The organism is Sulfuracidifex tepidarius (assembly GCF_008326425.1).
GTDB classification, from domain to species: Archaea; Thermoproteota; Thermoprotei_A; order Sulfolobales; family Sulfolobaceae; genus Sulfuracidifex; species Sulfuracidifex tepidarius.
In genome coordinates this window covers 1,562,650-1,585,974 of record NZ_AP018929.1, presented here as the reverse complement: position 1 = coordinate 1,585,974, position 23,325 = coordinate 1,562,650, and the positions used below count along the sequence as shown (strand labels likewise).

Sequence of the window (23,325 nt, the reverse complement as noted above, 5' to 3'; positions counted from 1 at the left end):
GATTATTATTATACATCCACATTATGGAAAAAGGAAGGATATTTCCACTAGTTCTTATATCCCTATCTATTATGATCCTTGTATATCGATATACTAATTTATTTCCAAAATATTTTGTATACATTATAATTCCTCTTCTATTTCTTATTCCTATTGCTATTATACTGAATAGAAGAGTTATTAGACTAAATAGTATTAGTATAAACTCAAATATATTTGATTTAATTACTCAAGACGATCGTTTTTGTGGAGAAGTTCTGAGGATAATTGGTAAAACAGATCTCTCTTCAAGAAGTCTAGTTGAAGACGAAATTAGAAAGCTGGGGATGTCCCTGGCTAGAAGGCAAGGAGACTTTCATTATGTCTTCACAACTTCTATATCGAACGGCAAAATGGGGTCTGCATTAATTGTTTTTAAGTCATGTAAACCTAAACTAGAAAAGGATCAAATCGAGAAAGAGGTTACTGACATAAAGAATATAGCAAAAGCCATATCACCGCATTTAGAACTTATTCCTACGTCAATATCTTCCACTCCGGTACCTCTTCCTTCCTTGTTCGGAAATGTGCCATACCTCTATGCTCCAGAAAAGACATTTAGTGCTGTGTCAAATGAGCCTTTAGTTTTCGACTATGATATACCTCTAGGTAGAGTGCAAAATGATCTTGCTAGCAATACAGGTATAAATCTTAAGGATGTAACTCGTCATATAGGAATATTCGGAACAACAGGGTCTGGTAAGAGCACCACTGCATGTCATCTGTCTCTTCAAGTTCTCAAGAAAAATGTAGATGTAGTTATTCTAGACTGGCATGGTGAGTATTCAAGATCCATACCAAACAATGTAAGTTACACTCTTTATAATGCAAATAAAGTCCTTAGAATAGACTTAAATTCAATAATTTCCAAAGATATTAATGACGCTGTAGAAATCTTTGGGGATACTATGCAACTTACGGATCCTCAAAGATTTTTACTGTATACTGTTCTTAATAAATTGAAAAAGTCTCCAGAGTTAAACTTTAAAAATTTAATAGAAATCCTAAGAAGCATAGAGGAAACGTCAAACTGGATAAGGGACGTGAAATACGCATTGGCTAGAAAATTCTTCATTCTGTTAGGTAAGGAGGGTAGAGAAATTTTTTCTCATGACGGTTTAACGGTAGACAATTTAGGTAATTTCTTCAACGGACTTACAATAGTGGACCTCAGTTTCATTAGGAACATGAGGTTAAGGAAACTCTATGGACTTCTAATTATGAAACTAATTTCAGACTTTTACATCGAAGCGAAGACTACAAAGATGACAATGGTAGTGATAGATGAAGCTCATAATTACTTTGCAGATAAAAATGATTTTACTGATAGGTTAATATCTGAGATTCGTAAATACGGAGTTTCCCTTTGTGTGATCTCACAATCTCCATCTTCATTATCGAGTGAAATTATGAAAAATACAAATATTAAGATAATTCACTCTATAAAATCAGACATTGATAAGAAGTCGATAAAGGATTCTCTGTCTTTAGATGATAAGATGATTTCATCCTTAGATAAATTAGATGTAGGAGAAGCTATACTATCAGCCCCAAATATTAAGAATCCTATTATAATAAAAATAGAGAGTAACTGTAATAGATAGAAAAAGTCAAAGAGTAAAAATTTTAGTCCTCTTCGTGGTGTTCTTCTCCTTTCTTGTTATCAGAACCGCCTGTCTTCTTTCCTGCAGCTACTATATCATCTATTCTGAGTATCAGAGTAACAGCCTCAGTAGCTGCCTTTATAGCATTGCTTTTCACCATAGCTGGCTCTATAACTCCCACGTTCCACATGTTGTCTGGGGCTCCAGCAGTGAAGTTGAGACCATACCATTTGTTAGACTCGTTTTCATGGAGGCTTCTTAGCTTTACTAGGTTGTCTATAGGGTCTAGCCCTGCGTTTTCAGCTAGTATCATGACTAATCCTTCTATTGCATTAGCGTATGCTTCTATTGCCAGTTGTTCTTTTCCGCCTACTTGAGGAGCATATTTTCTAAGCCTCTTAGCTACCTCTATTTCTACTGCTCCTCCACCGGCTACGGCCTTTCCATCTCTTATTACGTCTGCAACCGTACCTAGAGCGTCTCTTAGAGCCCTCTCGGTTTCGTCAACTACACGCTCCAATCCTCCTCTGATGAGTAGGCTTATTGCTTTAGGATTCTTAGCACCTTCTACAAATACCATTTTATCCTCTCCGACTTTTCTTTCTTCTACCAATGCTGCGAAACCTAGATCCTGCTCTGAGAGTTCATCTACATTTGAAACTACTCTTCCTCCAGTTGCTCTAGCTAGCTTCTCTAGATCGCTCTTCTTAGCTCTTCTTACTGCTAGGATTCCTTTCTTAGCAAGGTAGTGTTGGGCTACTTCGTCTATCCCTTTCTGGCATATTACAACATTTGCACCAGTACTAACTATTTTGTCGACCTTCTCCTTTAGTAATTTCTCCTCTTCATCTAAGAAGTTCTTCATTTGAGTTGGATCATTTATCCTTATTTCGGCATCCAATTCTGGCTTTTCTACCTCTAGAGACGCATCTAGTAATGCTATCTTAGCGTTTTCAACTCTCTTAGGCATTCCAGGATGTACTACCTCCTTGTCTACTACTATTCCATATACCATTTGTGTATCGTTTATACTACCTCCGTGCTTCTTTACTATTTGAACGTTATCTAGATCTACGTACCATTTATCTCCTCTTAATTCTGCAACTTGTGTTACAGCTTTAGTTACGACATCTGCAAGGTAATCTCTAGCTCCAGCTACTGCCTTGCTTCCTAACGAAGTCATAGCTACCTTCTTTAAAGCATCAGTGTCATTTACTGATATCTTCTCAGAGAGCTCTTGTATAGTGTTTAATGCTATCTCTTCTGCCTTCTTATATCCGCTCACTATTATAGTCGGATGTATCTCTTTATACAATAAATCCTCAGCCTTCTTAACTAATTCACCTGCGAAAATTACTGCGGTCTTAGTTCCATCTGCAGTTTCCTCATCCTGTCCTTTAGCTATCTGTACTAGGAGTTTAGCTGCGGGATGTTGCAAATCCATCTTGTCCATTATAGTTGCTCCGTCGTTAGTAATTGTGATGTCACCTAGACTGTCTACTAACATCTTGTCCATTCCACGTGGACCGTAAGTGCTCTTTAGTGCCTCCTGTACAGCCTTAATCGCGGCTATGTTTATCCTTAATGCTTCTTTTCCATAAGTTCTGCTTGATCCTTCCTTTAAAATTATAACTGGAATTCCTTCAGGGGTTTGAGCTACTGTAGCAGTTGCCATTTTATGTCACCTTCCACACATCCTTAGAAAATGCTTATATAAAAAGTTTGTTCTTGATATAGGCGCTAGTTTAAGGTCTGCTCTAACGGAACGAAAACGAAATACCCGAAATCCCGACCATTCATACGCCAATTGTGAATTCAGTCTATTTATCGAAACAGAATAAATTTAATTGAACGCTCTCATGCGAGCTGGGTAAGGATTCATGCTTGACAATTTCCTTTATTTAATCTATTTTTACCATAATTATAATTTGCAATGGAAACCTGAATCGCCTGGAATGCCACCTAGCCGTAAAAACACTAGATTACTTTTATGCTAATATATTTTATGTTCAGGATATGAAATTTTTATTATAGAACTAATTTATCTATTATCTTTATTTTTGCCTTTAATTTTAAATGTGAGAGAGTATCCTTGTACTCCTTTTCTGTAATATTGAAATACCTCAAATATTTCTCATATTCTTCTCTCCTATTAGAAAAGAAAATTGTGATAATTATTCTAGTTTTTATTTTTTTACCGCTTAATATCCCATTCTCTAATAGTTTGAGATAAGTGAAATAAAGCTCTCTATCAAAATTAAAGAGAGATTTTAAGTATAAATTATCAACTTTATTTATACTCTTTCTGCTATTAATATATTCATAACTTCTAATAGTTCTTTGTTTCAATTCCCTTTCCTTACTTTTCTCAAGGTAATTTGAAGGCTTGATCTTTGTTTCCAAGAACGGGGACGTACCATCGAAGATTTTGTCGTCAATCACGGTACCACAGTCCTCACATACTATTATTCCGTTTTTATAATCCCATCTCAGTTTATTTGAACCACAGAAGTTGCATTTGTCGATATCCATGTTTCTATAGGAGACCTTAACTAGATATAACTGTAAAGATATATAACGTGATCTAGTGTGAGTGACCATATCGAAAATGTAAAAAGAGAGGAAGACATCTTTCAAAAACTTATAAACAGGAAAGAAATTAGGGCAGAGGATATCTCAGGGATAAACTGGGATAGACTAGCGGTCTACGTAGATCTTAAACAGAAAGGAAAGGTTGTTTGTAAAGGGTATGATGATTCGACCCTTATAATTAAAGATAGGAAAATTGAAGGTAAGAGCAAAGCGATAATACTTGTGATAAACGAGGCGGAGAAAATATCTCCAACAAAACTTTTAGATGTTATCTCGAGGTCTAAGTCTCTAAACCTAGAAGTACTAGTCGCACTCGTGGATAAATACGGAGATATCACTTATTATAATATAAGCGAGGCAAGGCTAATTAGATAACCGTATGATAAAGACAGAGCCAGTTCGTGGAATGAAAGACTATGTAGGTAATGAGGCAAAGGAAATAGTATATCTTGAAAATTTCTTCAGGGAGGTCATGGAGTCTGCAAATTACACTGAAGTAATATCTCCGGTAATAGAAGACTTCTCACTTTTCTCGATAAAGGGAGGAGAAGAGCTCAGAAAGACCATGTATACCTTTAAAGATAAGGCAGACAGAGAGCTTACACTTAGACCTGAGATAACTCCTGCAATAGCGAGAGTTTATCTCGATAGACTCCAATCGTTGCCAAAACCGGTGAAACTTTACTATATAGGTACCGTATATAGATATGATGAACCCCAGTATGGAAGGTATAGAGAATTTAGGCAAGCGGGAGTGGAGGTATTAGGAGCAGAAGGGTCATACGCAGATATTTTAGTAATAAATGATCTTTACAACTTTTATGATAAGATAGGTATGAATAAAATAATTTCTATAAATCTTAACAATATTAGATTAATAAGACGGATTTTAGAAAGCATGGAAGTTCCAGAAGAAGCACAAGAACATATATTACATTTGATAGATAAAGGATTTCTAGATGATGCACTAAAAGAAATCAACAAAAGCGCATCGAAATACAAAGAAAATGCAGATATAATATTTGATATCCTCAGTGCTGGTGAAATATCAGAGTCCAAACTTGAAGAAATGGTGAAAACGTATCATCAGTTCTCAGACGATTTCTCATATCTGAGCTCAATATATTCTAACTGCAAGTCTTTGGGAATACCGGTTAAACTAAACATGGGCTTAGTTAGAGGGCTAGCCTATTACACAGGGATAATATTCGAGGTGAAATCTCCTGACGTAACCTTTAGCATAGCAGGAGGTGGAAGATATGACAAGCTTATAGAACTTTATGGTGGTTCAAAAACTCCAGCTGTAGGATTTGCGGTAGGAATTGAAAGGACAATTCTAGCTGGAAGAAATTATATAAAAATACCAGAAAAACCTAAAATAATTATCTTTAATATAAATAATAAGTCTTTTGAATTCTCCATAAAAATAGCATCTCTTCTTAGAAAAGAAAATTATATAGTAGATATTGACATAAAAGGACTAACATTAACTAAGGCAATACCTTTCTATATAGAACAAGGATTTAATTTTATGATTATTATAGGAGAGAAAGAGTTACAAGAAAATAAGGTAACAATAAGAGATTTAGCTAAGAAAACCCAAAGCACGATAGACGTGACCAGACTAATCGAGGTATTAAAACAAATGTTATAAAAGGCAAAGAGAAGTAGAATGAGAGTGTTCTAAATGGAAGAATTACCTTCAACTGCGATAGGGCTGAAAGCTTCAGATGGAGTAGTATTAGCTTCTGAAAGAAGGTTAAGCTACGGCGGATATGTGCTTAGCAGGGAAGCTAAGAAGATAGCCAAAGTAGGTCAATTCGGAATTGCTGGAGCTGGAATATATGGAGACCTACAATCGTTGACAAGAATAATGAACGTAGAAATAAAATACTATGAGCTATCCAATAATAGAAAAATTTCTGTAAAATCCGCAGCTAAACTTTTGTCTACATTACTTTATCAGTATAAAATGATGCCGTTTATTTCAGAGATAATATTTGGCGGAATAGATGAAAACGGACCTCAACTATTTATTATGGACCCTGTAGGAAGCTTGATAGAGGACGACTATGCAGCCGTAGGATCCGGAGCAAGGACTGCTGTGGGTGTGCTAGAATCGAATTACTCCAAAGGGATCTCTACTCAACAAGCAATAGAAATAGCAGAGAAGGCAGTTAGGGCTTCTATAGAGAGAGATATAACATCAGGAGACGGAATTGATATACTAGCAATAGACAGTAAAGGATTTACAGAAAAATTTGTGAATCAGTAACAATTATTTTTCTTATCTATTTTTCCTTTCTAACGCAGAAATATATATGATCCATTATATTTAAGTTTACTTTTTTCATAAAATTAGAGTTTTTATCTTCAATTACCTTTATCAATAAGCCAAACAAAGATATTATAGTAATTAATGATTCCTCATTTTTCTTTTGTGTTACTATATATCCATGTCCGCAAAAATCTTCAGCTCCAAATTCAGGTCTATTCTTGCTAATTATAGCTTTTACTTTCTCGTCTGGCTTAAAATTGTTTATACTTTCTATTATATCAAAAAGGATTTTTTTATTATCGCATGATAGCTCTACTACTAAATTCCCCTTTAAGCCGGTCTTATTTACTGAAACTACTTTACATTCTTCATTGATGCTATCAGCTTCGCTCAGCAACGTGGATCATCTCATTATAAATAGCTGGTAATTATTAACGTTAGTGGGAAGATCAATGTCTGCTAGAAGGATACTATCAGAGTTCAATTCTATATTAGATAAAACTGTCACAGTCAGGTTAACTAACTCTAAAACATATACGGGTACCTTTTATTCATTTGAATTGAATCCTTTTCTGATTACTCTTATAGATGCCAAAGACTCGGAAAAAAATAGCTTTTATAAAATAATTATAAATGGAAATGTTATAGAAGAAATTCAAATAAAGAATCCTCCAACATTTGATGTCAAAGAGTTCGGCCAAAAATTAGAGAAAGATCTGAATCTGAGACCAGGCGACGTTAAAATTTATGAAGATGTAGGAATTTTAACAGTAATGGATAGAATAAAAGTGAGCGAGGTTGGAGTAGAAGGAACTGGGCCTCTAGCTCAAAGAGTTTATGAGATCTATAACGACTATATCTCGAAAAGAAAGAAGGAGGTTAGTCAATGATAGGAGATTTTGAAATAAAGGAGGAAGACCTAGCCGGAAGGATAGGAAAATTGGAAACTAAGCATGGAAAACTTGAAACGCCTGTGTTCTTTCCTGTAATTCATCCAATTAGAGTAGATATAGATATAGAAACATTAAAGAAAATAGGTTTTAATAATTTCATTACAAATGCATATCTTCTTTATAAATATAAGAATAATATAAATAATATTCATACAGAGTTTAATTTTGACGGAGTAATAATGACTGATAGTGGGGCGTACCAAATATTGCAATATGGAGACATTGAAGCTGATAATAATTCCATAATTAAGTTTGAGAATCATATAAATCCAGATATAGGAGTTATCCTCGACGTTCCTACTGGAGATACGGATGACAGACAAGAAGCCGAAACATCGGTGGAAGAAACTATAAAGAGAGCAAAAGAAGCCTATAAAGAAGTAAATGACAATATTATTTGGACTTACCCAATTCAGGGTGGTAAATATCTAGATCTCATTGAGAGATCCGCGTCAATTCACTTTCAATTTAAGGACAAGTTTAAGTTCGTGGCTTTAGGTAGTCCTACAGTATTATTACAAGACTATGATTATAAAACTGTAGTCGCAATGATAATGTCAGCCAGGAAAGTATTGGACAGAGGTTACCCTCTTCATCTCTTTGGAGGTGGAGTTCCTCATATGATACCATTTGCAGTTGCGTTAGGTGTAGATTCCTTTGATTCAGCGTCGTATATACTTTATGCTAGAGATAATAGGTATATTACAAGAGATAGAGTATTGAAATTAGAAGAAATGGACTACTTTTTGTGTAATTGTGAAGTCTGTTCAAGATATACTCCAAAGGATTTGCTGGAGATGGATGAAGAAGAGAGAACTAGGCTATTGGCTATTCATAATTTATATACTATAAAATCTGAGATAAATTCAACTAAACAAGCTATAAAGGAAGGTAGATTGTTTGAGTATCTTCAAGAGAAGTCTAGAAGTCATCCCGCTTTGTATTCAGCTTTCAAGGAAATATTAATGCATCATGATATTTTGGAGATGTATGATAACGGAATAAAACCTACTGGTAAAGGAATATTTCTCTTTGATATCGACTCTGTCAAAAGGCCTGAGATACTCCGCTACCAGAGAAACTTAGATTCTTATGAGCCAAGAAGTGACCAGGCAGTTTTAATATGTTATAACGGATTGGAAAGACCCTTTTTGGAAGACCAAACGGTGAGGAAATACATCTCTTCATCATTGAGGGAAAGCAAAGATATTTTCATTATAGTTCCATTTTTTGGTGTAATTCCTATATATTGGTCTGATTCGTATCCTTTAGCTCAGTTTGAGATGACTGAACCAATAGACGATGAGGTAAAGAGGGACATGTTACAGAAATTAGAGAGGTTTCTTTCTAACAAAAAATACAAGAAAATTAACGTGGTAAACTGTGATGAGTTACATATAGAGTCTATCGGTGCTCTTTCCTCTACCTGACTCTCTCTGGAAAGCCTCTAGCTGTTTCTTTATATCCTCCTCTATCCTTTTAGCTTCTTCATATAATTCATCAACTTCAACATGGAGGCCATATAAGCTATTTATTGCCTCTATCGCTACTGCTGCAGCAGCGGGATCAGTTATATCCCTTTCAGCATAAGGTAATATCACGGTGGTAGGAAAATCTTCTACCTCAGAGTAAGCAGTGAACAGAGCCAACGGACCTACCATGAGGAGCTGTTTTTCTATCAGGGGGGAATCAAGCTGATTCTTGCTCGAAGACGTCTTTAGCCATCTAAAAGTATCCTGACCGGTCTTGTATCTTTTGTCTAAGCCTCCTATAACAATGGAGTCTTTAACTCCTATTTCTTTCAACCACTTTATTGTGGATCGCGTGAAGTCTGACCATTCTCTTTGAGATGGTAGGAAATGATTTAACTGTACTATGATCTTGTTTTGTTCATCAAAAAACAGTTCAAAAGGAGTTGCTACTCCATAATCATCTAAAAACGCTACATCCTTATAACGTGGAGTTATTATGTAACCTATCCTTTTCATCCCTAATTTTAAGACTAAATGTCTAGTAGCTAGATATCCCACTTCTCCAATGGTTCTAAAACCGGTTATGAAAACGCTTTCTCTTAGAGTTCTAGGATCCACTTTCTTTAATAGAATCTTAGTCTTCATCTCTTATTACACCTCTTTTCATGCTTACCGCCATTCCTCTTCTTATCTGATTCATTTCTAATCCGGATACTTTAGCTCTTCCTACTCCTATCAGTTCATCTTCCTCATCGACCACTATTGCCTCATCTCCGCTTCTTATACCCGGATCTGCGCTTATTATATGTTTACAAAAGACATTTTGACCAACTTTAATGTAATCCTTGACGCTGTTCATGACCACCACTCTAAATCTGGGTCTTTGAAGTCCATCTAACAGAACCCTAGCACTTACCGTGGTTAATGAAAATAGTGAAGTCTGTGCTCTAAGCACAAGGAAAAGCTCATACGAATCAGTTAAAACTTCCCTTATTTTCTGTGTGTTTATAGATCTTCTAATAAAAAAACTATTTTTTTGAAAAAGCAAATTAGAAGCAACATGACCGAACTGGTATTCTGCTATTCCTTTGATGTAATTTAAGTCAAACTTCGATGGTCTTTCAGGCGGTGTAAGAAATTCCCTCATATGAATTTCTCTTTTCGTTCGCTACCCTTGTTTATAGATTTTTTCTTTTGTATTTTCTCTATCGCTTCCAACATGTCGTTCATTGTAACTGTATTTCTATCATTACGTATAGCAATATACCCCGCCTCTACACAGGAGTTCTTAACATCTGCACCACTGAATCCTTCCGTCAAGCTTGCTAGCACATCAACGTCGATATCATTTTCTATCTTCATCTTCTGTGTGTAAATTTTAAATATGTCTTTTCTCCCTTCCTTATTAGGTAGGGGAACTTCAACTAATCTATCAAACCTTCCAGGTCTAAGTAGAGCCGGATCTAGAATGTCTATCCTGTTAGTAGCAGCTATTATCTTAACGTTATCAAGTGCCTTAAATCCATCAATCTCTGATAATAGTTGCATTAATGTGCGTTGTATTTCCCTTTCTCCACTTGTTCCTAGTTCAATCCTCTTAGCTCCTATTGCGTCAATCTCATCAATGAAAACTATTGAGGGAGCCTTCTTTTTTGCCATCTCAAATACTTCCTTTACTATTCTAGCTCCCTCTCCTACAAATTTTTGTGCAAACTCTGATGCAACTACGTGGATGAATGTGGCGTTGCTCTCATTTGCTACTGCTTTAGCTAGCATAGTCTTTCCAGTACCTGGAGGTCCGAACAATAATACACCTTTTGGAGGCTCTATTCCTATTTCTTTGAAAAGCTCTGGCTTTCTTATTGGAAGTTCCACCACCTCTCTCAGTTCTCTTATTTGGTCTTCTAAGCCTCCTATCTCTTCATAGGTAACATTAGGTTTATCTATTATTTCCATCGACTTAACGTAAGGGTCATCCCTCTGTTTTAGCAATTCTATTATGGTGGAGCCACGTTGATTAAGGGCGACGCTCATTCCAGGTTTTATATCAGAGGACTTTATGTTATTGGATAAATTTACTAAAAGGTTAGGTCCGGAAGAGCTCCTAACCAGAACTCTGTTATTATCCATTACGTCTAATACCGTAGCTTCTATTAAAGGAGGGCTTAGTAATTTCTCCATTTCAGCCTTGTAGTAATTTAGTTCCTTCCTAAGGCTCTCAATTTCTATTTGCAAAGAGTTTATCTTCTCTTGTAATAGTCTATCCAAAGTTTCATCGTTAACGTTATGATTGTTTCGAGTTTCCTTTATCACATCAATATATCCTGACAACTTCAACCAATAAAGATTATTGTCATCGTTCCCCTAAAAACGTTTAATAGTAAGGTTTTCCATTACTTACTATATGGAAACCTCTGATAGGGAATACTGTGAGCTATGTGGAGAACCAATAAGAGGCAAAGGTACTACCGTGCTTTATGAAGGGAGCATTATTACCGTATGTGATTCTTGTTACTCTAAGATAAGGAAATACTCCAAGCCTGCGCAGAAGCAGGAAGTCCGCAAACCAAAACAGTTTGTATCCAACGCGTTTGTATCTAAGCCAAAATATAATTTGAGTGAGGATATAGAAATAGTTGATGATTATTACAAATTAATCAAGCAAGCTAGAGAGAGAATGAAAATGACCCAGTTTCAGTTGGCTCAGAAACTAAAGGTGTCTGAAAACATAGTAAAAAGGTTCGAGCTTGGAAAACTAAAGCCTACTATAGATCAAGCAAAGTCAATAGAAAAAATTTTAGGTGTCAAATTAATTGTTCCAGTAGAGAATAATGGAGCTGAGGGTGACAGAGAAGACGAATTAACATTGGGCGACATCGTGAGGATTAGAGAGGGGAGGAAGTGAAAAAAGCTGTAATCTTCTCAGATCCGGATTTCCAAGACGAAGCAGAAGATCTAGCTGAAGGAGCTGGATTTCTTGTCCTTGATAAGTACAAGTTACCCAAGCGTCCAAATCCCAAATATTTCATACAACAGGATAAGTTATGCTCCATTAAGCAGGACGAAAACATCGATGCAGTGATAGTTTTCGATCTCCTAAAGCCTAGAAATTTCATTAACTTGAAAAGGGAACTTGGAGAGAAGGAAGTATTAGATAAGACATTGCTCTTACTCGAAATATTCGCTCAGCATGCTGGATCTAAAGAAGCTAAACTTCAGATCGAGTTAGCCAGGATAAAATATGAGTTACCTATTCTCAAAGAGTCATATACGAAAACTAAAATCACTGAGCAGCAAGGTCCATTGGGTGCTGGAACTTATGGAGTTGAGTCATTAATAAAACTTTATAATAGAAGAGCTGTAAAAATAACAAAAGATTTGGAATCACTTAAAAAATTCAAAGAGTCTTTAATTCAGAAAGGAAAGAATATTGGTATCCCAAGTATGGCAATAGTTGGGTATACAAATGCAGGTAAAACTACGTTGTTCAATTCATTGACGGGACTATTACAGAAAGTTGACTCTACTATGTTCACTACCATGAGTCCTAAAAGATATTCGATATCGAGAGATGGGAAGAAGGTAATATTAGTAGATACGGTCGGCTTCATCAGAGCTATCCCACCACAAATTGTCGATGCGTTCTTTGTCACGCTTTCCGAGGCTAAGAACGCTAATTCTCTCATGCTAGTGATGGACTCTACCCTAGAAGAGTCTCTCCTCATAGAATACCTTAGATCCTCCATTTATACATTGAGAGAAATAGGTATATCAGGCAAGCCTATGTTAGTTGTTTTAAATAAGATAGATAAGCTGATGGATAAGGACCTTCAAAACAAGGAAGAGATAATAGTAAAGGTTGCGAGTGAGATTTATTGTCCAATCGAATCAATAATTCCTGTTTCAGCTCTAAAAGGAATGAACTTGAATAAACTGAGGGATGAGATATTCAAACTAACCTTCCGCTGAAAGATATTTATGTACTTAGGCTGAGTCATAGACCTGCTAGAGACAAACGTGTCACAACTCACGTTGTCTTAGTTGCCAGGGCCTTCGGAGCGAAAGGGGTATACATAGAAGGAGAAGATCCTAACTTAATTTCATCCGTGGATAAAGCAATAGAAATTTGGGGAGGGAAATCATATTTCAAAGTTGAAACAGTGAAAGACGGAAAGTCAGTGGTGGATCTATGGAGGGAGAAAGGAGGTTTGGTAATTCATTTGACAATGTATGGAATGCATATATGTAAAAGAATTGATGAAATATCGAAAATAGAAAAACCTATGTTAGTCATAGTAGGTTCAGAGAAGGTAGACGGATGGTATTATCACAACGTTGACTATAATTTAGCTGTAGGGAACCAGCCTCACTCGGAGATAGCAGCGTTAGCGTTGTTTTTAGATAGATTATATAAAGGGCGGGAGTTATATAATACATTTGAGGATTCTAGGCTAAAGATTATTCCTCAAGAGGTTGGCAAAAAGGTGGTGAAAAATGGTTGATAGTGAAGATTTATTTATAGATTTGGCTGAAAGCCTATTAGGAGATGACGTAGTTTCTGTTCTTAGACTTCTATTAGAAGAAGGAGTTGAGATGACTGACGACGAGATAGCAAGTAAGCTAAATATGAAAGTCAATGATGTAAGAAAAAGACTTTACTCCCTTTCGGAACAAGGATTTGTAGTTTCAAGGAGAACTAGAGAGAAAGAAAAAGGCTGGTATATTTACTTCTGGAAGCCAAACTTAGATCACATAAACGAAATCCTCATGGAGAGGAAAAGGCAAATACTTAACAAGTTGCAAAGTAGACTAGAATATGAAAGTAGTAACACTTTCTACATATGCAGTAGGGATATGAACAGATATTCCTTTGAGGAAGCATTTGAGAACGAATTTAAGTGCCCTAGGTGTGGAACTCCGCTTGAATATTATGACTCAGACAAAGTGAAACAGTTTCTATCAGAAAAAATAAAGGCAATTGAGAAGGAAATCAACGAAGAGACTAAGAATGGTACTCAAGATAGTTGATTTATTTTCTGGTGCTGGGGGCTTTGCAGAAGGATTTAGATTATCATCAGGTTTCGAGATAAAGTTGGCTGTAGAGATAAACTCTTCAGCATCAAAAACTTACTCTTTGAACTTTCCTGATGCTGTAGTTCTACAAGAGGACATAAGGGATATCTCAGCTAGTGATATAAGATATCTTATAGGGGGTAACCCAGACGTTGTGATAGGCAGCCCTCCCTGCGAGCCCTTTACTGCAGCTAATCCTATGAGAATGACAAATCCTTTAGACAGATTATATGAGGATCAGCAAGGTTCTCTAACACTAGAATTTATCAGGCTAGTAGAAGGTCTATCTCCTAAAATTTTCGTTATGGAGAATGTACAAGCAATTATAGGAACTCCGTCTTTGAAGGAAGCAATACTCAACGAATTTATGAAGGCAGGGTTTAAAGACGTTTACCTTAACTTACTAGAGGCAGATAAATTAGGAAGTCCGTCTAGACGTTCACGTGTGTTCATCTCTAATATACCAATTAAGCCTAAATTATCGAGAAAAGTTACAGTTTGGGAAGCTATAGGAGACTTAGAAAACAGGCATGATGTTCCAAATCATGAGATCCAAGAACTGGACGAAAAGAAGCTAAAGGAAATAAGCAAATTAGATTTCGATGACTATATGACTATGTTTAGAGGAAGTAACGGAAGGAGTATTCCAACGAAAATAAGGTTAAACCCATACGAGCCTGCACCAACAGTAATGGGTAACTCTAGGTTTGTTCATCCCTTTTTGAATAGATTTCTTACGGTTAGGGAACAAGCCAGACTCATGACATATCCAGATAACCATGTGTTCGTTGGAAGCAGGGACGATCAGTACAATCAGGTCGGAGAAGCCGTTCCAGTAGTCTTATCATCTCTGATTGCACAGGAAGTGTTGGGTGCATTGAATGGATGAATTGTATGTCTGTATACATAACGTAGCAAGTGTACAAAAACTAATAGACTTCGCTAAGGCAGTCTATGCTTTCTCTCCTCCAATTAGCGGGTTGGTAATGAGTAAAGTAGGCGGTACTGCGGCTCAAGCTGGAATCCCTGAGGTAATGAAAATATCATATAAACAAGGTAAGACTGTAATGGTCTTACCAGATCTTAAAGACGTAATAGAACTAATTAAGCCTGATAAAATATTACTAATATCATCTTTTGCTGAAAAAGAAATTAATCAAAGCGAACTAATGGAAGGTAAGAGAGTTTTATTAATATTTAATGGGATAGAAAACGATTTTCAGAAAACTGAGCAGGCTATAGGCAATCACGTAAAAATACCCTATGTTAAATCCGACATAGGACCTACTGGTCTTTTCATAGCCTTTATCTATTCTTCTATTGCAGCAGGGATATTGAAAATTCAATAATATTTCTTTAATCGCTAAACACGGTGTTTAGCTACGTAACTCATAAATACCATTAATATTAAAAGACAGTTAGATAGAATGTAGTTGAGGGCCCGTGGTCTAGCCTGGTTAGGACGCCGCCCTTACAAGGCGGAGGTCTCGGGTTCAACTCCCGACGGGCCCACTGTAGGGGGTACCCCCTACTATCTCCACTCCTCTTTAATTCTTCGTATGATTTCAGCACGTCAGTTAAAGGTCCTACGTAAGTTTCCCTTGCGTCACCGCCTCCATTCTCTAGCTTGTAAACGTAATACCTACCTTTCCTTTCCCTCAAGATGTAATCCCCGAACTTATAACGGCGTTGTTTTTCCCTCATTTTCAGGTTTGTATTATGTTATTACAACGCGTTTATAAGGCTTGGTAACACGTTAAATTTAAAATAAATGACTATATACACATTAAAGTGAAAAATTTTTATATTATAGAATTTATTATTAAAATTAGTCTATAACTCCAGTTACTTGTGCTATTTTCTCTGCAGATCTCCACGTTAAGCCCCTATCTCCCAGGATGGTATACCTTTCTGGCCTTATGGAGTGTGCTATTGTCAATGCCTTGACTATCATCTCATCTGGAATTCCCAAATCCCTAGCTCTAACCGGGAAACCGATCGACATTAGTGCTCTCTTTATCTTCTTCCATCTTATCCCGTGCAGATACGCCATCATTATCGTTCCTATGCCTACTAGCTCTCCATGAAGTGCTATGTCTGGTTTCATCATTTCTATAGCATGCGCAAATAGGTGTTCAGAACCGCTAGCAGGTCTAGTGCTCCCCGCCATACCCATGGCAACACCACTAGTTATCAAGGCTTCCATCAGTATTCTCACTCCAGATTGTACATCCTTTTCAATTATCTTAGTACACATGAGAGCATGTTTAGCAGACATGAGAGCTAAAGATGCCGTATAATCCCCGTAATACTCCCCCCTTAACTTGGAGGCGAGTTTCCAATCTTTCACAGCTACCATTTTTCCAACAGTATCGCCTATTCCAGCATTTATGAGACGTCTGGGAGCTGAGCTAATTATCTCGATATCCGAAACTATTGCTACGGGCTCTTTAGCCTTCACAGAGACAGCCTTTCCTAGACCTTTTATTGAGGCGAAAGGAGAAGTTATTCCGTCGTGAGAAGGAGCTGTAGGAATACTCATGAACTCTGAGTTAATTTTATACGCTGCGTATTTCGCTACGTCTATGCTTTTCCCTCCTCCTATCCCTATTATTACTTTAGCACCAATTCTCTTCGCAGTTTCCTCGGTGTTGTAAACATCGTCTAAAGTAGCGTTGTCCACTGTCATAACTTCGAATTCCTTATTCTGCGGTATGCTTTCCAATACTTTTTTCGTGATAGATTTTCCTACATAAGGTCCAGTAACGAAAAGGAAGGGAGAACCTAAATTCAGCTGGGCGAAGTATGTGCTAAGCTCTTCTAGTATGTTGTTGCCTATGTAAACCTTTCTGGGAAGATTGATGATATGTTCCTTTAGATCCATCTCTCGCATTTAAAGGAAGATTTTAAATATTAAAAGTTACAGATCTTTGGAAGAAGAATTCTACTTCTTGTAGTTGGTGAATAAGTTGGCTTCAAGCAACAGAATAAGGATAATATCAACTATATATGAAGGGCTTAAAGAGCTCGAGATATCTAGGATTGAGTTTGAAGGTCCTGAGATAGCAATATACGTAAAGAAACCCGCAATGGCACAAGAAAAGATCGACCTGGTTAGGAAAATAGCAAAAGAGCTTAAAAAAAGGCTAGTAATAAAGGCAGACCCTTCTGTTAGAAAGGATAAAGATGAGACTAAGGAAATAATAAAGAACGAAGTCCCACAAGAGGCTCAAATATCTGACATCAAGTTCGATGACGACCTTGGAGAAGTTCTGATTAAGGCTAAGAAACCTGGGCTCGTAATAGGGAAAGGCGGTTCCATACAGCAGAGAATATTTTCTGACACTTTCTGGAGAGCAGTGATAATTAGGGAACCACCCATCAGATCAAGGATTCTAGATAATATTATGGAGCATTTATATAGTGAAACTGAATATAGATCCGATATACTACACTCATTTGGAGAAAGAATACATAGAGAACTTCTGTTCAAGGACAGATATGTTAGAATCACAGCGCTGGGCGGATTTATGGAGGTTGGAAGATCAGCTGTTCTAGTGGAGACTCCGGAAAGTAAAGTCCTTCTTGACGTAGGTTTGAACCCTAGTGTAAATGGAGGAGAGAAGTTATTCCCAAAACTTGATATCGATCAGGTTGATCTAGAGGACATAGATGCGGTAGTGATAACCCATGCTCATATGGACCATAGCGGGATGATACCATATCTCTTTAAATACGGTTACGAAGGTCCTGTTTACACCACATCGCCAACTAGAGATATTATGGCTTTAATGCAGTTAGATGGGTTAGACATAGCTGAGAAGGAAGGTAGACCTGGACCTTACTCTGCAAAAGAGGTAAGGAAAGAGCTACTTCATACGATTACTCTCGATTATGAAGAAGTGACGGATATTGCCCCTGACATAAGGTTAACTTTCTATAACGCAGGGCATATACTCGGCTCCGCAATGGCACATCTCCACATAGGAGATGGAACTCATAACATAGTGTATTCTGGTGATTTCAAGTACGCTAGGACCAGACTTTTAGATAGAGCTAATTCCGATTTTCCTAAGGTCGACACACTAATTATGGAAACGACATATGGAGTTCAGGAACAGTCGAATAGGGAAGAGTCAGAAGCTCAACTCATGAATGTGATAAATAATACCCTCAGCAGAGGCGGCAGAGTCCTAATACCCGTACTTGCTGTTGGAAGAGGACAGGAAATCATGCTTATAATTAATTATATGATGAAAAACAAAATGATACAGCAAGCTCCTATCTATGTCACAGGACTCGTTGATGAAGTTACCGCAATACATAACGCATACCCTGAGATGTTAAGCAGAGAAGTGAGAGAAGAGATACTTTATAAAGATGAAAATCCGTTCACCTCAGAGCTCTTTAAGAGAATAGATGGATTCAAGGAAGATATAGCAACTGGTGAGCCTTCAATAATATTAGCTACATCTGGCATGCTGAACGGAGGTCCTGCGGTAGAGTTCTTTAAGACAATGGCTCCAGATCCTAAGAACACCATAATCTTTGTCAGTTATCAGGCTCAAGGCACACTAGGTAGAAAGGTCAGAGATGGTCAGTCTCCTGTCAGTATAATAAATAGAGATGGACGTGTGGAGAATATAGAAGTTAGAATGGAGAGGAAAGTTATTGACGGATTTTCAGGTCATTCGGATAGAAACCAATTAGTCTCTTTTCTGAGGAATATAAATCCTAGACCAAGAAATGTTATACTAAACCATGGAGAGGCAGAGTCAATCTCTAGATTTAGCAGTTTTATACGTTCAGATAGAGGGAGAATAGGTTATAGACCTAATGTCTATACTCCAAGTATACTCGACAGTCTCAGGGTAGCTTAATTTTTAATATGAAGTCTTCTACTCTATTTCACTGGGCCCGTAGTCTAGTGGTTAGGACGCCGCCCTGACACGGCGGTGATCCCGAGTTCAAATCTCGGCGGGCCCATGTGGGGGATACCCCCACACCCCCACTCCTCTTTGATTCTTCGTATGATTTCACCACGTCGGCTAAAGGACCTACGTAACGTTCCTTTGCGTTACCGTCTTCATACTCTAGCTTGTAAACGTAATACCTACCTTTCCTTTCCCTCAAGATGTAATCCCCGAACTTATAATGGCGTTGTTTTTCCCTCATTTTGCCTAGTACTACGGTTGCCAGAACACATTTAAAAAGAATTAATAATATGTTAACTTAATAGTGCTAAGCTTTTTTGGAGAATATTTATTTTTTTATTAATTAAGATATCTTGAATGTAATAAATAATAACTGTATAGTATATATTGTATTACTGGAAGAACTGTGTTTCTAATTATTATATGAGTATGAAAGAAATGTTTTCCTTTTTAACCTTTGGTAAGCTATTTTTAAATCCATATAGAAAAAAATAAAAGAAGGATGTTTTCATTTATGCTAATTATGTGCCGTATTTCCACTGCTTTGAGTACTCCTTCTGTTGTTGTGTCATCTGATCAATTTTTATTCCCATAACTGAAAGTTTTAGTTCTGCGACTTGGTTGTCTATCTCATCAGGGACGTTATACACTGCTTTCTTGAGATTCCTATTTCTGACGATATATTCAGCTGAGAGTGCTTGGTTGGCAAAGCTGAGATCCATTACCTCGCTTGGATGTCCTTCTGCAGCGGCCAGATTAACTAACCTTCCATCTGCTAAAAGATATACACGTTTCCCGTTAGGCAATAAATATTCGTCTGTGAAAGGTCTGATGTTCCTTACATTTTTGCTTGCCCTTTTAAGACCTTCTACATCGATCTCGACGTTGAAATGTCCTGCATTCGCTAGAATCGCACCGTCTTTCATTTGCATTATATCGTCTACAGAGATAACATTAATATTTCCTGTAGTAGTGACGAAAATATCCCCTATCTTGGATGCTTCTCTGATAGGCATGACTTCGAATCCTTCCATCACTGCTTCTAAGGCTCTCACTGGGCTCACTTCTGTAACTATGACTCTAGCTCCCATACCTCTCATCCTGCTCGCTATTCCTCTTCCGACCCACCCGTAGCCTGAAACCACCACAACCTTTCCGGCTATCATTATGTTTGTTGCCCTCAATATTCCGTCTATTGCGCTCTGACCTGTTCCGAACCTATTGTCGAAGAGGTACTTAGTGAACGCATTATTTACTGCGATAACGGGGTACTTTAGGACACCGCTCTCTTCCATAGCCTTTAGCCTTACCACTCCGGTTGTTGTCTCCTCGGTCCCTCCTATTATGTTAGGAGAGTAGAACTTATCATGAATCAAGGCATGGAGATCCCCTCCATCATCCATTACTAAATTTGGAGAAATCTTAGCTACGGTCTCGATAGCATCATAGTACTCTTTTTCGTTTTCTCCCTTCCAAGCGAACACGTTTATTCCGTCCTGAGCTAGGGCAGCTGCTACATCATCCTGAGTGGAAAGTGGGTTACTTCCTGCTAGATACACTTCTGCTCCAGCATTATGAAGCGTTCTCATCAACACTGCGGTCTCTTTCGTAACATGAAGAACTGCAGATATTTTGATTCCCAAGAGAGGTTTTTCCTTAGACATCCTTTCCCTTATTTTCATTAAGGTCTGCATGTGTAGTTCTGCCCATTCTATTTGTCTAGATCCTTGTTCCGCTAAGCTTATGTCTTTTACTTTGTACATGGTACCGTAAAGGTTATCTATGGATAAAAATTTGCGTAAATTTACGTTCTGCCTCGCGTTTGTTAACTTATTTTATGTCTGATGAGTAGATCTTATAATAGTTAATTATACAATATCTAATAAGTAAAATAATTTCTATCTTAACTTTCCTTTTTATGAGATAAATAGATAATTATAAAGTACTGGTTTAAGACATAAATAGCTCAAACTTTAAATTCACACCCTATAGTTGTGAAAGGGGTTTTAATGTTTAAGGATAAAGATTTTCTTCTCATCGACTATACTGAAAAGGTAAAGGATAGTGGTGAAGTGATAGATACAACAAACGAGGAGGAAGCAAAAAAGGAAGGTATATATAGAGAAGATAAGACTTATGGTCCTACCTTAATAATTCTGGGTCAAGGAGACGTAGTTAAGGGGTTAGAGGAAGCTTTATATAATGCAGAAGTTGGAGCAGAGAAAACAATAGAGGTTCCTCCAGAGAAAGCATATGGAACCAGAGATCCAACTAAAATAAAGATCGTTTCGCTTTCCGAACTAAAGAGGCAAGGTATAAATCCTTATCCTAACATGGTCTTGAGGTTGAATGAAGGTGGACTGGCTACAGTTAAGAGCGTAAGTGGAGGTAGAGTTATACTGGATCTAAATCATCCTCTTGCAGATAAAACAATAATATACAATTTTAAAGTAGAGAAACTGATAGAGTCCCAGGAGGATAAGGTAAAAGCAATTCTAGGTAAATGGTTCAAAAAGTCAGGTGAGAAGATCGGGGTAGATATGTCCACAGAGAAGAAAGTCAAGCTAACTATGCCAAAGGAGTTACTTCTAGTAGAAAATATACAACTACTAAAATATGTCGCAGCGAAGGACATAGTTAAATTTGTCCTACCAGAACACGCAGTGTTGTATGAAGAAGAGTTTGACTCTTCAATCTTAAAATAATTTCTTAAAAGGTAATATTTAATCTATTGAATTGTAAATATATTTTGTTATAATAAGCTTTTTGTAGCAGTGTTTCGTCACTTCTTTATGATTATGGAATCTTCTCTATAACATTTAAAATAATTGGGAAAATTAATTCCTTTTCCAAGCTGCTTTTTTATAAATAGTCTTTCTTAATTATATAAGAGTCTAGGAGACATGGAGAACTAGGAGGCTGATTTGTTAGCTGCTTCAATTCTTGTCAAGGTCTGCGCAAAGCTTTCTTTTAGCTAAATTACTAATTTAGAATTTTAATGTGAACGCCTAGATTTAACGTCTGAAAAGGAAGCTATACATAAAGCATTAGAAGGCGTAACTTTTAAAAAAGATGAAAATGTATGTAAGTTTCGTGGGCCCGTAGCTCAGCCAGGTAGAGCGCCCGGCTCATAACCGGGTGGTCCGGGGTCCGAACCCCCGCGGGCCCATATTAGGGAAATAGCTCCTAAAGTCCCTACTAATGTTTTCGCGATCTCGTCTAAAGGATATAAGTAGTGATCCCTATCTATATCACTTTTTTCTATTACTCTTTTGTGTAAACATAATACTTCCCCTTGATCTCCCTTATTTTGATTTCATTAAATGTGAAAGTCTTATTGCTTACGACCTTGTTATCAGTAAGTTGTTTTAAAAACTTATAATTTGCGTCAGTTGTTAAAGAGCATTTTATTATATTTAGAAAGTATAATATTATTTTAATCAATTATATGGACCAACTGTTTAAGCTTTTTAATGAATTCCGTAACAATTTTGTTATGGAGAAAGTCTATTCTGGTCGTTACGTAAATCTAGCAAGTCTAGCACAGGAGATAAACTCGATCTTCGTTGCAGAAGGATGGGAATCAATGGTTCAGCCTATGATGCCAGCAATGCAGGCAGGTCAATATGCAGACTATATGATAAGGGCAACTAAGAAGGGTCATATGCATCACGTAGAAGAAGCGATAGTAAGGGTAGCCGGAACTCCTAATGACTTCAGGCTTGTAATTGAGGAAGAGCATATGGGCGCTTTAGGGCGCGAATTGCTCGATAGAAAATTGTTGAAGACAGTAGATAAGGAAATAAATGACGGGCTATTCGACATGCCAATGATGCCCCAACAGACTCAACCAATGATGCCCCAACCGCAGACTCAGGCTAAGTGCCCTCAGTGTGGAGCCCCACTTCCTCCTGGATCTAGGTTCTGTAGCTCCTGCGGAGCTAAACTCATGTAGAGCTAAAGTTAAAGGAAAATTTTTTTATAAGATGAACATGATTATCACTTAGTCCCGCTGTAGCTCAGCCTGGTAGAGCGCCCGGCTGTAGATGGATTGTAGGAACCGGGTGGTCCGGGGTTCAAGCCCCCGCGGCGGGACTTCACAGATTAACTTTTAAGTTAATGTTTAATCAACTCATTTAGGTGTATGTTTTTGGCAGAAACAGCTCATAAGGTATTGGCAGAATCCTTGAACAATGTAGTACTGGTAAAACTGAAGGGCGATAAGAAGGTAAGGGGAACACTGAAAAGCTATGATCAGCACATGAATTTAGTTCTATCTGATTCAGAGGAGATACAGCCTGATGGTAGCGGAAGGAAACTGGGCACTATGGTAATAAGAGGAGATAACGTTATTCTCATATCACCTTTACAGTGATCTGC

24 protein-coding genes, 4 tRNA genes and 2 pseudogenes are annotated in these 23,325 nt (G+C 37.3%); 20 read left to right on the top strand and 10 right to left on the bottom strand.

Annotated features, from left to right (window positions below):
• Window positions 1–23: 23 nt before the first annotated feature.
• Window positions 24–1,643 (top strand): DNA-translocating ATPase CedD, encoded by a 1,620-nt coding sequence (gene cedD / locus IC007_RS08115; protein WP_054844909.1) that lies wholly within the window; start codon window positions 24–26, stop codon window positions 1,641–1,643.
• A gap of 22 nt (window positions 1,644–1,665) precedes the next feature.
• Here the strand turns inward: cedD and thsB are convergent, their stop codons facing one another.
• Window positions 1,666–3,318: a thermosome subunit beta gene (thsB, locus tag IC007_RS08110; protein ID WP_054844910.1), complete on the bottom strand. Its 1,653-nt coding sequence runs from the start codon at window positions 3,316–3,318 to the stop codon at window positions 1,666–1,668.
• Between the two features lie 353 nt (window positions 3,319–3,671).
• Window positions 3,672–4,175: a TFIIB-type zinc ribbon-containing protein gene (locus IC007_RS08105; RefSeq protein ID WP_054844911.1), complete on the bottom strand. Its 504-nt coding sequence runs from the start codon at window positions 4,173–4,175 to the stop codon at window positions 3,672–3,674.
• A gap of 57 nt (window positions 4,176–4,232) precedes the next feature.
• Between IC007_RS08105 and IC007_RS08100 the strand changes: the two genes are divergently transcribed.
• From IC007_RS08100 to psmB, 3 genes are read left to right on the top strand one after another with little or no spacing between them, the layout of a single operon-like run.
• Window positions 4,233–4,610, top strand: a complete 378-nt coding sequence (locus tag IC007_RS08100; RefSeq protein WP_054844912.1) for a hypothetical protein — start codon at window positions 4,233–4,235, stop codon at window positions 4,608–4,610.
• A gap of 4 nt (window positions 4,611–4,614) precedes the next feature.
• On the top strand, window positions 4,615–5,889 hold the full coding sequence (hisS, locus tag IC007_RS08095) for a histidine--tRNA ligase (RefSeq protein WP_054844913.1): 1,275 nt from the start codon (window positions 4,615–4,617) through the stop codon (window positions 5,887–5,889).
• Window positions 5,890–5,922: 33 nt separating this feature from the next.
• Window positions 5,923–6,510, top strand: a complete 588-nt coding sequence (gene psmB, locus IC007_RS08090; RefSeq protein ID WP_149528598.1) for an archaeal proteasome endopeptidase complex subunit beta — start codon at window positions 5,923–5,925, stop codon at window positions 6,508–6,510.
• 16 nt (window positions 6,511–6,526) lie between these two features.
• On the opposite strand, the gene IC007_RS08085 is transcribed toward psmB, so the two are convergent.
• Window positions 6,527–6,910 (bottom strand): DNA-directed RNA polymerase subunit G, encoded by a 384-nt coding sequence (locus tag IC007_RS08085; protein ID WP_054844914.1) that lies wholly within the window; start codon window positions 6,908–6,910, stop codon window positions 6,527–6,529.
• Between the two features lie 55 nt (window positions 6,911–6,965).
• Here IC007_RS08085 and IC007_RS08080 point away from each other — a divergent pair, with 55 nt between their 5' ends.
• The gene (locus tag IC007_RS08080; RefSeq protein ID WP_054845190.1) at window positions 6,966–7,403 is read left to right on the top strand and encodes an Lsm family RNA-binding protein; all 438 of its coding nucleotides are present in this window, start codon (window positions 6,966–6,968) and stop codon (window positions 7,401–7,403) included.
• A complete protein-coding gene (tgtA, locus tag IC007_RS08075) occupies window positions 7,400–8,896 on the top strand; it encodes a tRNA guanosine(15) transglycosylase TgtA (RefSeq protein ID WP_054844915.1) in 1,497 nt (498 codons plus the stop codon). Before IC007_RS08080 ends, tgtA begins: the two co-directional genes overlap by 4 nt.
• On the opposite strand, the gene IC007_RS08070 is transcribed toward tgtA, so the two are convergent.
• The 3 genes from IC007_RS08070 to IC007_RS08060 are packed head-to-tail and all read right to left on the bottom strand — an operon-like array spanning window position 8,858 to window position 11,269.
• On the bottom strand, window positions 8,858–9,583 hold the full coding sequence (locus tag IC007_RS08070; RefSeq protein WP_054844916.1) for a proteasome assembly chaperone family protein: 726 nt from the start codon (window positions 9,581–9,583) through the stop codon (window positions 8,858–8,860). The two genes, tgtA and IC007_RS08070, sit on opposite strands and share 39 nt — an antisense overlap.
• Window positions 9,573–10,085, bottom strand: a complete 513-nt coding sequence (locus tag IC007_RS08065) for a PUA domain-containing protein (protein ID WP_084739558.1) — start codon at window positions 10,083–10,085, stop codon at window positions 9,573–9,575. The genes IC007_RS08070 and IC007_RS08065 overlap by 11 nt, the downstream gene beginning before the upstream one ends.
• Window positions 10,082–11,269, bottom strand: coding sequence for a proteasome-activating nucleotidase (locus IC007_RS08060; protein ID WP_149528597.1), 1,188 nt, complete (start codon window positions 11,267–11,269; stop codon window positions 10,082–10,084). Before IC007_RS08060 ends, IC007_RS08065 begins: the two co-directional genes overlap by 4 nt.
• A gap of 73 nt (window positions 11,270–11,342) precedes the next feature.
• On the opposite strand from IC007_RS08060, the gene IC007_RS08055 reads away from it, so the two are divergent.
• The 7 genes from IC007_RS08055 (at window position 11,343) to IC007_RS08025 (ending at window position 15,523) form a co-directional block, all read left to right on the top strand.
• The gene (locus tag IC007_RS08055) at window positions 11,343–11,843 is read left to right on the top strand and encodes a multiprotein bridging factor aMBF1 (protein WP_054844917.1); all 501 of its coding nucleotides are present in this window, start codon (window positions 11,343–11,345) and stop codon (window positions 11,841–11,843) included.
• Window positions 11,840–12,907, top strand: a complete 1,068-nt coding sequence (locus IC007_RS08050) for a GTPase (RefSeq protein ID WP_054844918.1) — start codon at window positions 11,840–11,842, stop codon at window positions 12,905–12,907. Before IC007_RS08055 ends, IC007_RS08050 begins: the two co-directional genes overlap by 4 nt.
• The gene (locus IC007_RS08045) at window positions 12,904–13,440 is read left to right on the top strand and encodes a tRNA methyltransferase (protein WP_149528596.1); all 537 of its coding nucleotides are present in this window, start codon (window positions 12,904–12,906) and stop codon (window positions 13,438–13,440) included. The genes IC007_RS08050 and IC007_RS08045 overlap by 4 nt, the downstream gene beginning before the upstream one ends.
• A complete protein-coding gene (locus tag IC007_RS08040; protein WP_149528595.1) occupies window positions 13,433–13,966 on the top strand; it encodes a transcription factor in 534 nt (177 codons plus the stop codon). The genes IC007_RS08045 and IC007_RS08040 overlap by 8 nt, the downstream gene beginning before the upstream one ends.
• Window positions 13,947–14,900 (top strand): DNA cytosine methyltransferase, encoded by a 954-nt coding sequence (locus IC007_RS08035; protein ID WP_054844919.1) that lies wholly within the window; start codon window positions 13,947–13,949, stop codon window positions 14,898–14,900. Before IC007_RS08040 ends, IC007_RS08035 begins: the two co-directional genes overlap by 20 nt.
• The gene (locus tag IC007_RS08030; protein WP_054844920.1) at window positions 14,893–15,360 is read left to right on the top strand and encodes a RecB-family nuclease; all 468 of its coding nucleotides are present in this window, start codon (window positions 14,893–14,895) and stop codon (window positions 15,358–15,360) included. Before IC007_RS08035 ends, IC007_RS08030 begins: the two co-directional genes overlap by 8 nt.
• A gap of 88 nt (window positions 15,361–15,448) precedes the next feature.
• Window positions 15,449–15,523 (top strand) — tRNA-Val (locus IC007_RS08025).
• Window positions 15,524–15,559: 36 nt separating this feature from the next.
• On the opposite strand, the pseudogene IC007_RS13835 reads toward IC007_RS08025, so the two are convergent.
• Both IC007_RS13835 and IC007_RS08015 read right to left on the bottom strand, forming a co-directional pair.
• A pseudogene (locus IC007_RS13835) lies at window positions 15,560–15,715 on the bottom strand (putative integrase); the annotation flags it as partial.
• A 124-nt stretch (window positions 15,716–15,839) separates the two neighbouring features.
• Window positions 15,840–16,895 carry an NAD(P)-dependent glycerol-1-phosphate dehydrogenase gene (locus IC007_RS08015; RefSeq protein ID WP_054844921.1) on the bottom strand — a complete coding sequence of 352 codons (1,056 nt, stop codon included), beginning with the start codon at window positions 16,893–16,895 and terminating at the stop codon, window positions 15,840–15,842.
• Window positions 16,896–16,971: 76 nt separating this feature from the next.
• Between IC007_RS08015 and IC007_RS08010 the strand changes: the two genes are divergently transcribed.
• The gene (locus tag IC007_RS08010; RefSeq protein WP_149528594.1) at window positions 16,972–18,891 is read left to right on the top strand and encodes a beta-CASP ribonuclease aCPSF1; all 1,920 of its coding nucleotides are present in this window, start codon (window positions 16,972–16,974) and stop codon (window positions 18,889–18,891) included.
• 33 nt (window positions 18,892–18,924) lie between these two features.
• Window positions 18,925–18,997, top strand: a tRNA-Val gene (locus IC007_RS08005).
• A 21-nt stretch (window positions 18,998–19,018) separates the two neighbouring features.
• Here IC007_RS08005 and IC007_RS08000 read toward each other — a convergent pair.
• Together IC007_RS08000 and ahcY are read right to left on the bottom strand one after the other, a co-directional pair.
• Window positions 19,019–19,186 (bottom strand): annotated as a pseudogene (locus IC007_RS08000) (putative integrase); the annotation flags it as partial.
• A gap of 280 nt (window positions 19,187–19,466) precedes the next feature.
• A complete protein-coding gene (gene ahcY, locus IC007_RS07995) occupies window positions 19,467–20,708 on the bottom strand; it encodes an adenosylhomocysteinase (RefSeq protein ID WP_054844922.1) in 1,242 nt (413 codons plus the stop codon).
• Between the two features lie 246 nt (window positions 20,709–20,954).
• On the opposite strand from ahcY, the gene IC007_RS07990 reads away from it, so the two are divergent.
• The 5 genes from IC007_RS07990 to IC007_RS07965 all read left to right on the top strand — a co-directional run bounded on the left by IC007_RS07990 (window position 20,955) and on the right by IC007_RS07965 (window position 23,320).
• Window positions 20,955–21,650 (top strand): FKBP-type peptidyl-prolyl cis-trans isomerase, encoded by a 696-nt coding sequence (locus IC007_RS07990; RefSeq protein ID WP_054844923.1) that lies wholly within the window; start codon window positions 20,955–20,957, stop codon window positions 21,648–21,650.
• Between the two features lie 390 nt (window positions 21,651–22,040).
• Window positions 22,041–22,114: transfer RNA gene (locus IC007_RS07985), tRNA-Ile, on the top strand.
• 327 nt (window positions 22,115–22,441) lie between these two features.
• Window positions 22,442–22,900, top strand: coding sequence for a zinc ribbon domain-containing protein (locus IC007_RS07975; RefSeq protein ID WP_054845192.1), 459 nt, complete (start codon window positions 22,442–22,444; stop codon window positions 22,898–22,900).
• Between the two features lie 53 nt (window positions 22,901–22,953).
• Window positions 22,954–23,040 (top strand) — tRNA-Tyr (locus tag IC007_RS07970).
• A gap of 55 nt (window positions 23,041–23,095) precedes the next feature.
• Window positions 23,096–23,320 (top strand): LSM domain-containing protein, encoded by a 225-nt coding sequence (locus tag IC007_RS07965; RefSeq protein WP_054838660.1) that lies wholly within the window; start codon window positions 23,096–23,098, stop codon window positions 23,318–23,320.
• Window positions 23,321–23,325 lie beyond the last annotated feature (5 nt).

Coding starts and splice junctions, on each gene's coding strand:
- cedD (WP_054844909.1), top strand. CDS start 24: ATGGAAAAAGGAAGGATATTTCCACTAGTTCTTATATCCCTATCTATT.
- thsB (WP_054844910.1), bottom strand. CDS start 3,318: ATGGCAACTGCTACAGTAGCTCAAACCCCTGAAGGAATTCCAGTTATA.
- IC007_RS08105 (WP_054844911.1), bottom strand. CDS start 4,175: ATGGATATCGACAAATGCAACTTCTGTGGTTCAAATAAACTGAGATGG.
- hisS (WP_054844913.1), top strand. CDS start 4,615: ATGATAAAGACAGAGCCAGTTCGTGGAATGAAAGACTATGTAGGTAAT.
- psmB (WP_149528598.1), top strand. CDS start 5,923: ATGGAAGAATTACCTTCAACTGCGATAGGGCTGAAAGCTTCAGATGGA.
- IC007_RS08080 (WP_054845190.1), top strand. CDS start 6,966: ATGTCTGCTAGAAGGATACTATCAGAGTTCAATTCTATATTAGATAAA.
- tgtA (WP_054844915.1), top strand. CDS start 7,400: ATGATAGGAGATTTTGAAATAAAGGAGGAAGACCTAGCCGGAAGGATA.
- IC007_RS08070 (WP_054844916.1), bottom strand. CDS start 9,583: ATGAAGACTAAGATTCTATTAAAGAAAGTGGATCCTAGAACTCTAAGA.
- IC007_RS08065 (WP_084739558.1), bottom strand. CDS start 10,085: ATGAGGGAATTTCTTACACCGCCTGAAAGACCATCGAAGTTTGACTTA.
- IC007_RS08055 (WP_054844917.1), top strand. CDS start 11,343: ATGGAAACCTCTGATAGGGAATACTGTGAGCTATGTGGAGAACCAATA.
- IC007_RS08040 (WP_149528595.1), top strand. CDS start 13,433: ATGGTTGATAGTGAAGATTTATTTATAGATTTGGCTGAAAGCCTATTA.
- IC007_RS08035 (WP_054844919.1), top strand. CDS start 13,947: ATGGTACTCAAGATAGTTGATTTATTTTCTGGTGCTGGGGGCTTTGCA.
- IC007_RS08030 (WP_054844920.1), top strand. CDS start 14,893: ATGGATGAATTGTATGTCTGTATACATAACGTAGCAAGTGTACAAAAA.
- IC007_RS08015 (WP_054844921.1), bottom strand. CDS start 16,895: ATGGATCTAAAGGAACATATCATCAATCTTCCCAGAAAGGTTTACATA.
- ahcY (WP_054844922.1), bottom strand. CDS start 20,708: ATGTACAAAGTAAAAGACATAAGCTTAGCGGAACAAGGATCTAGACAA.
- IC007_RS07990 (WP_054844923.1), top strand. CDS start 20,955: ATGTTTAAGGATAAAGATTTTCTTCTCATCGACTATACTGAAAAGGTA.
- IC007_RS07975 (WP_054845192.1), top strand. CDS start 22,442: ATGGAGAAAGTCTATTCTGGTCGTTACGTAAATCTAGCAAGTCTAGCA.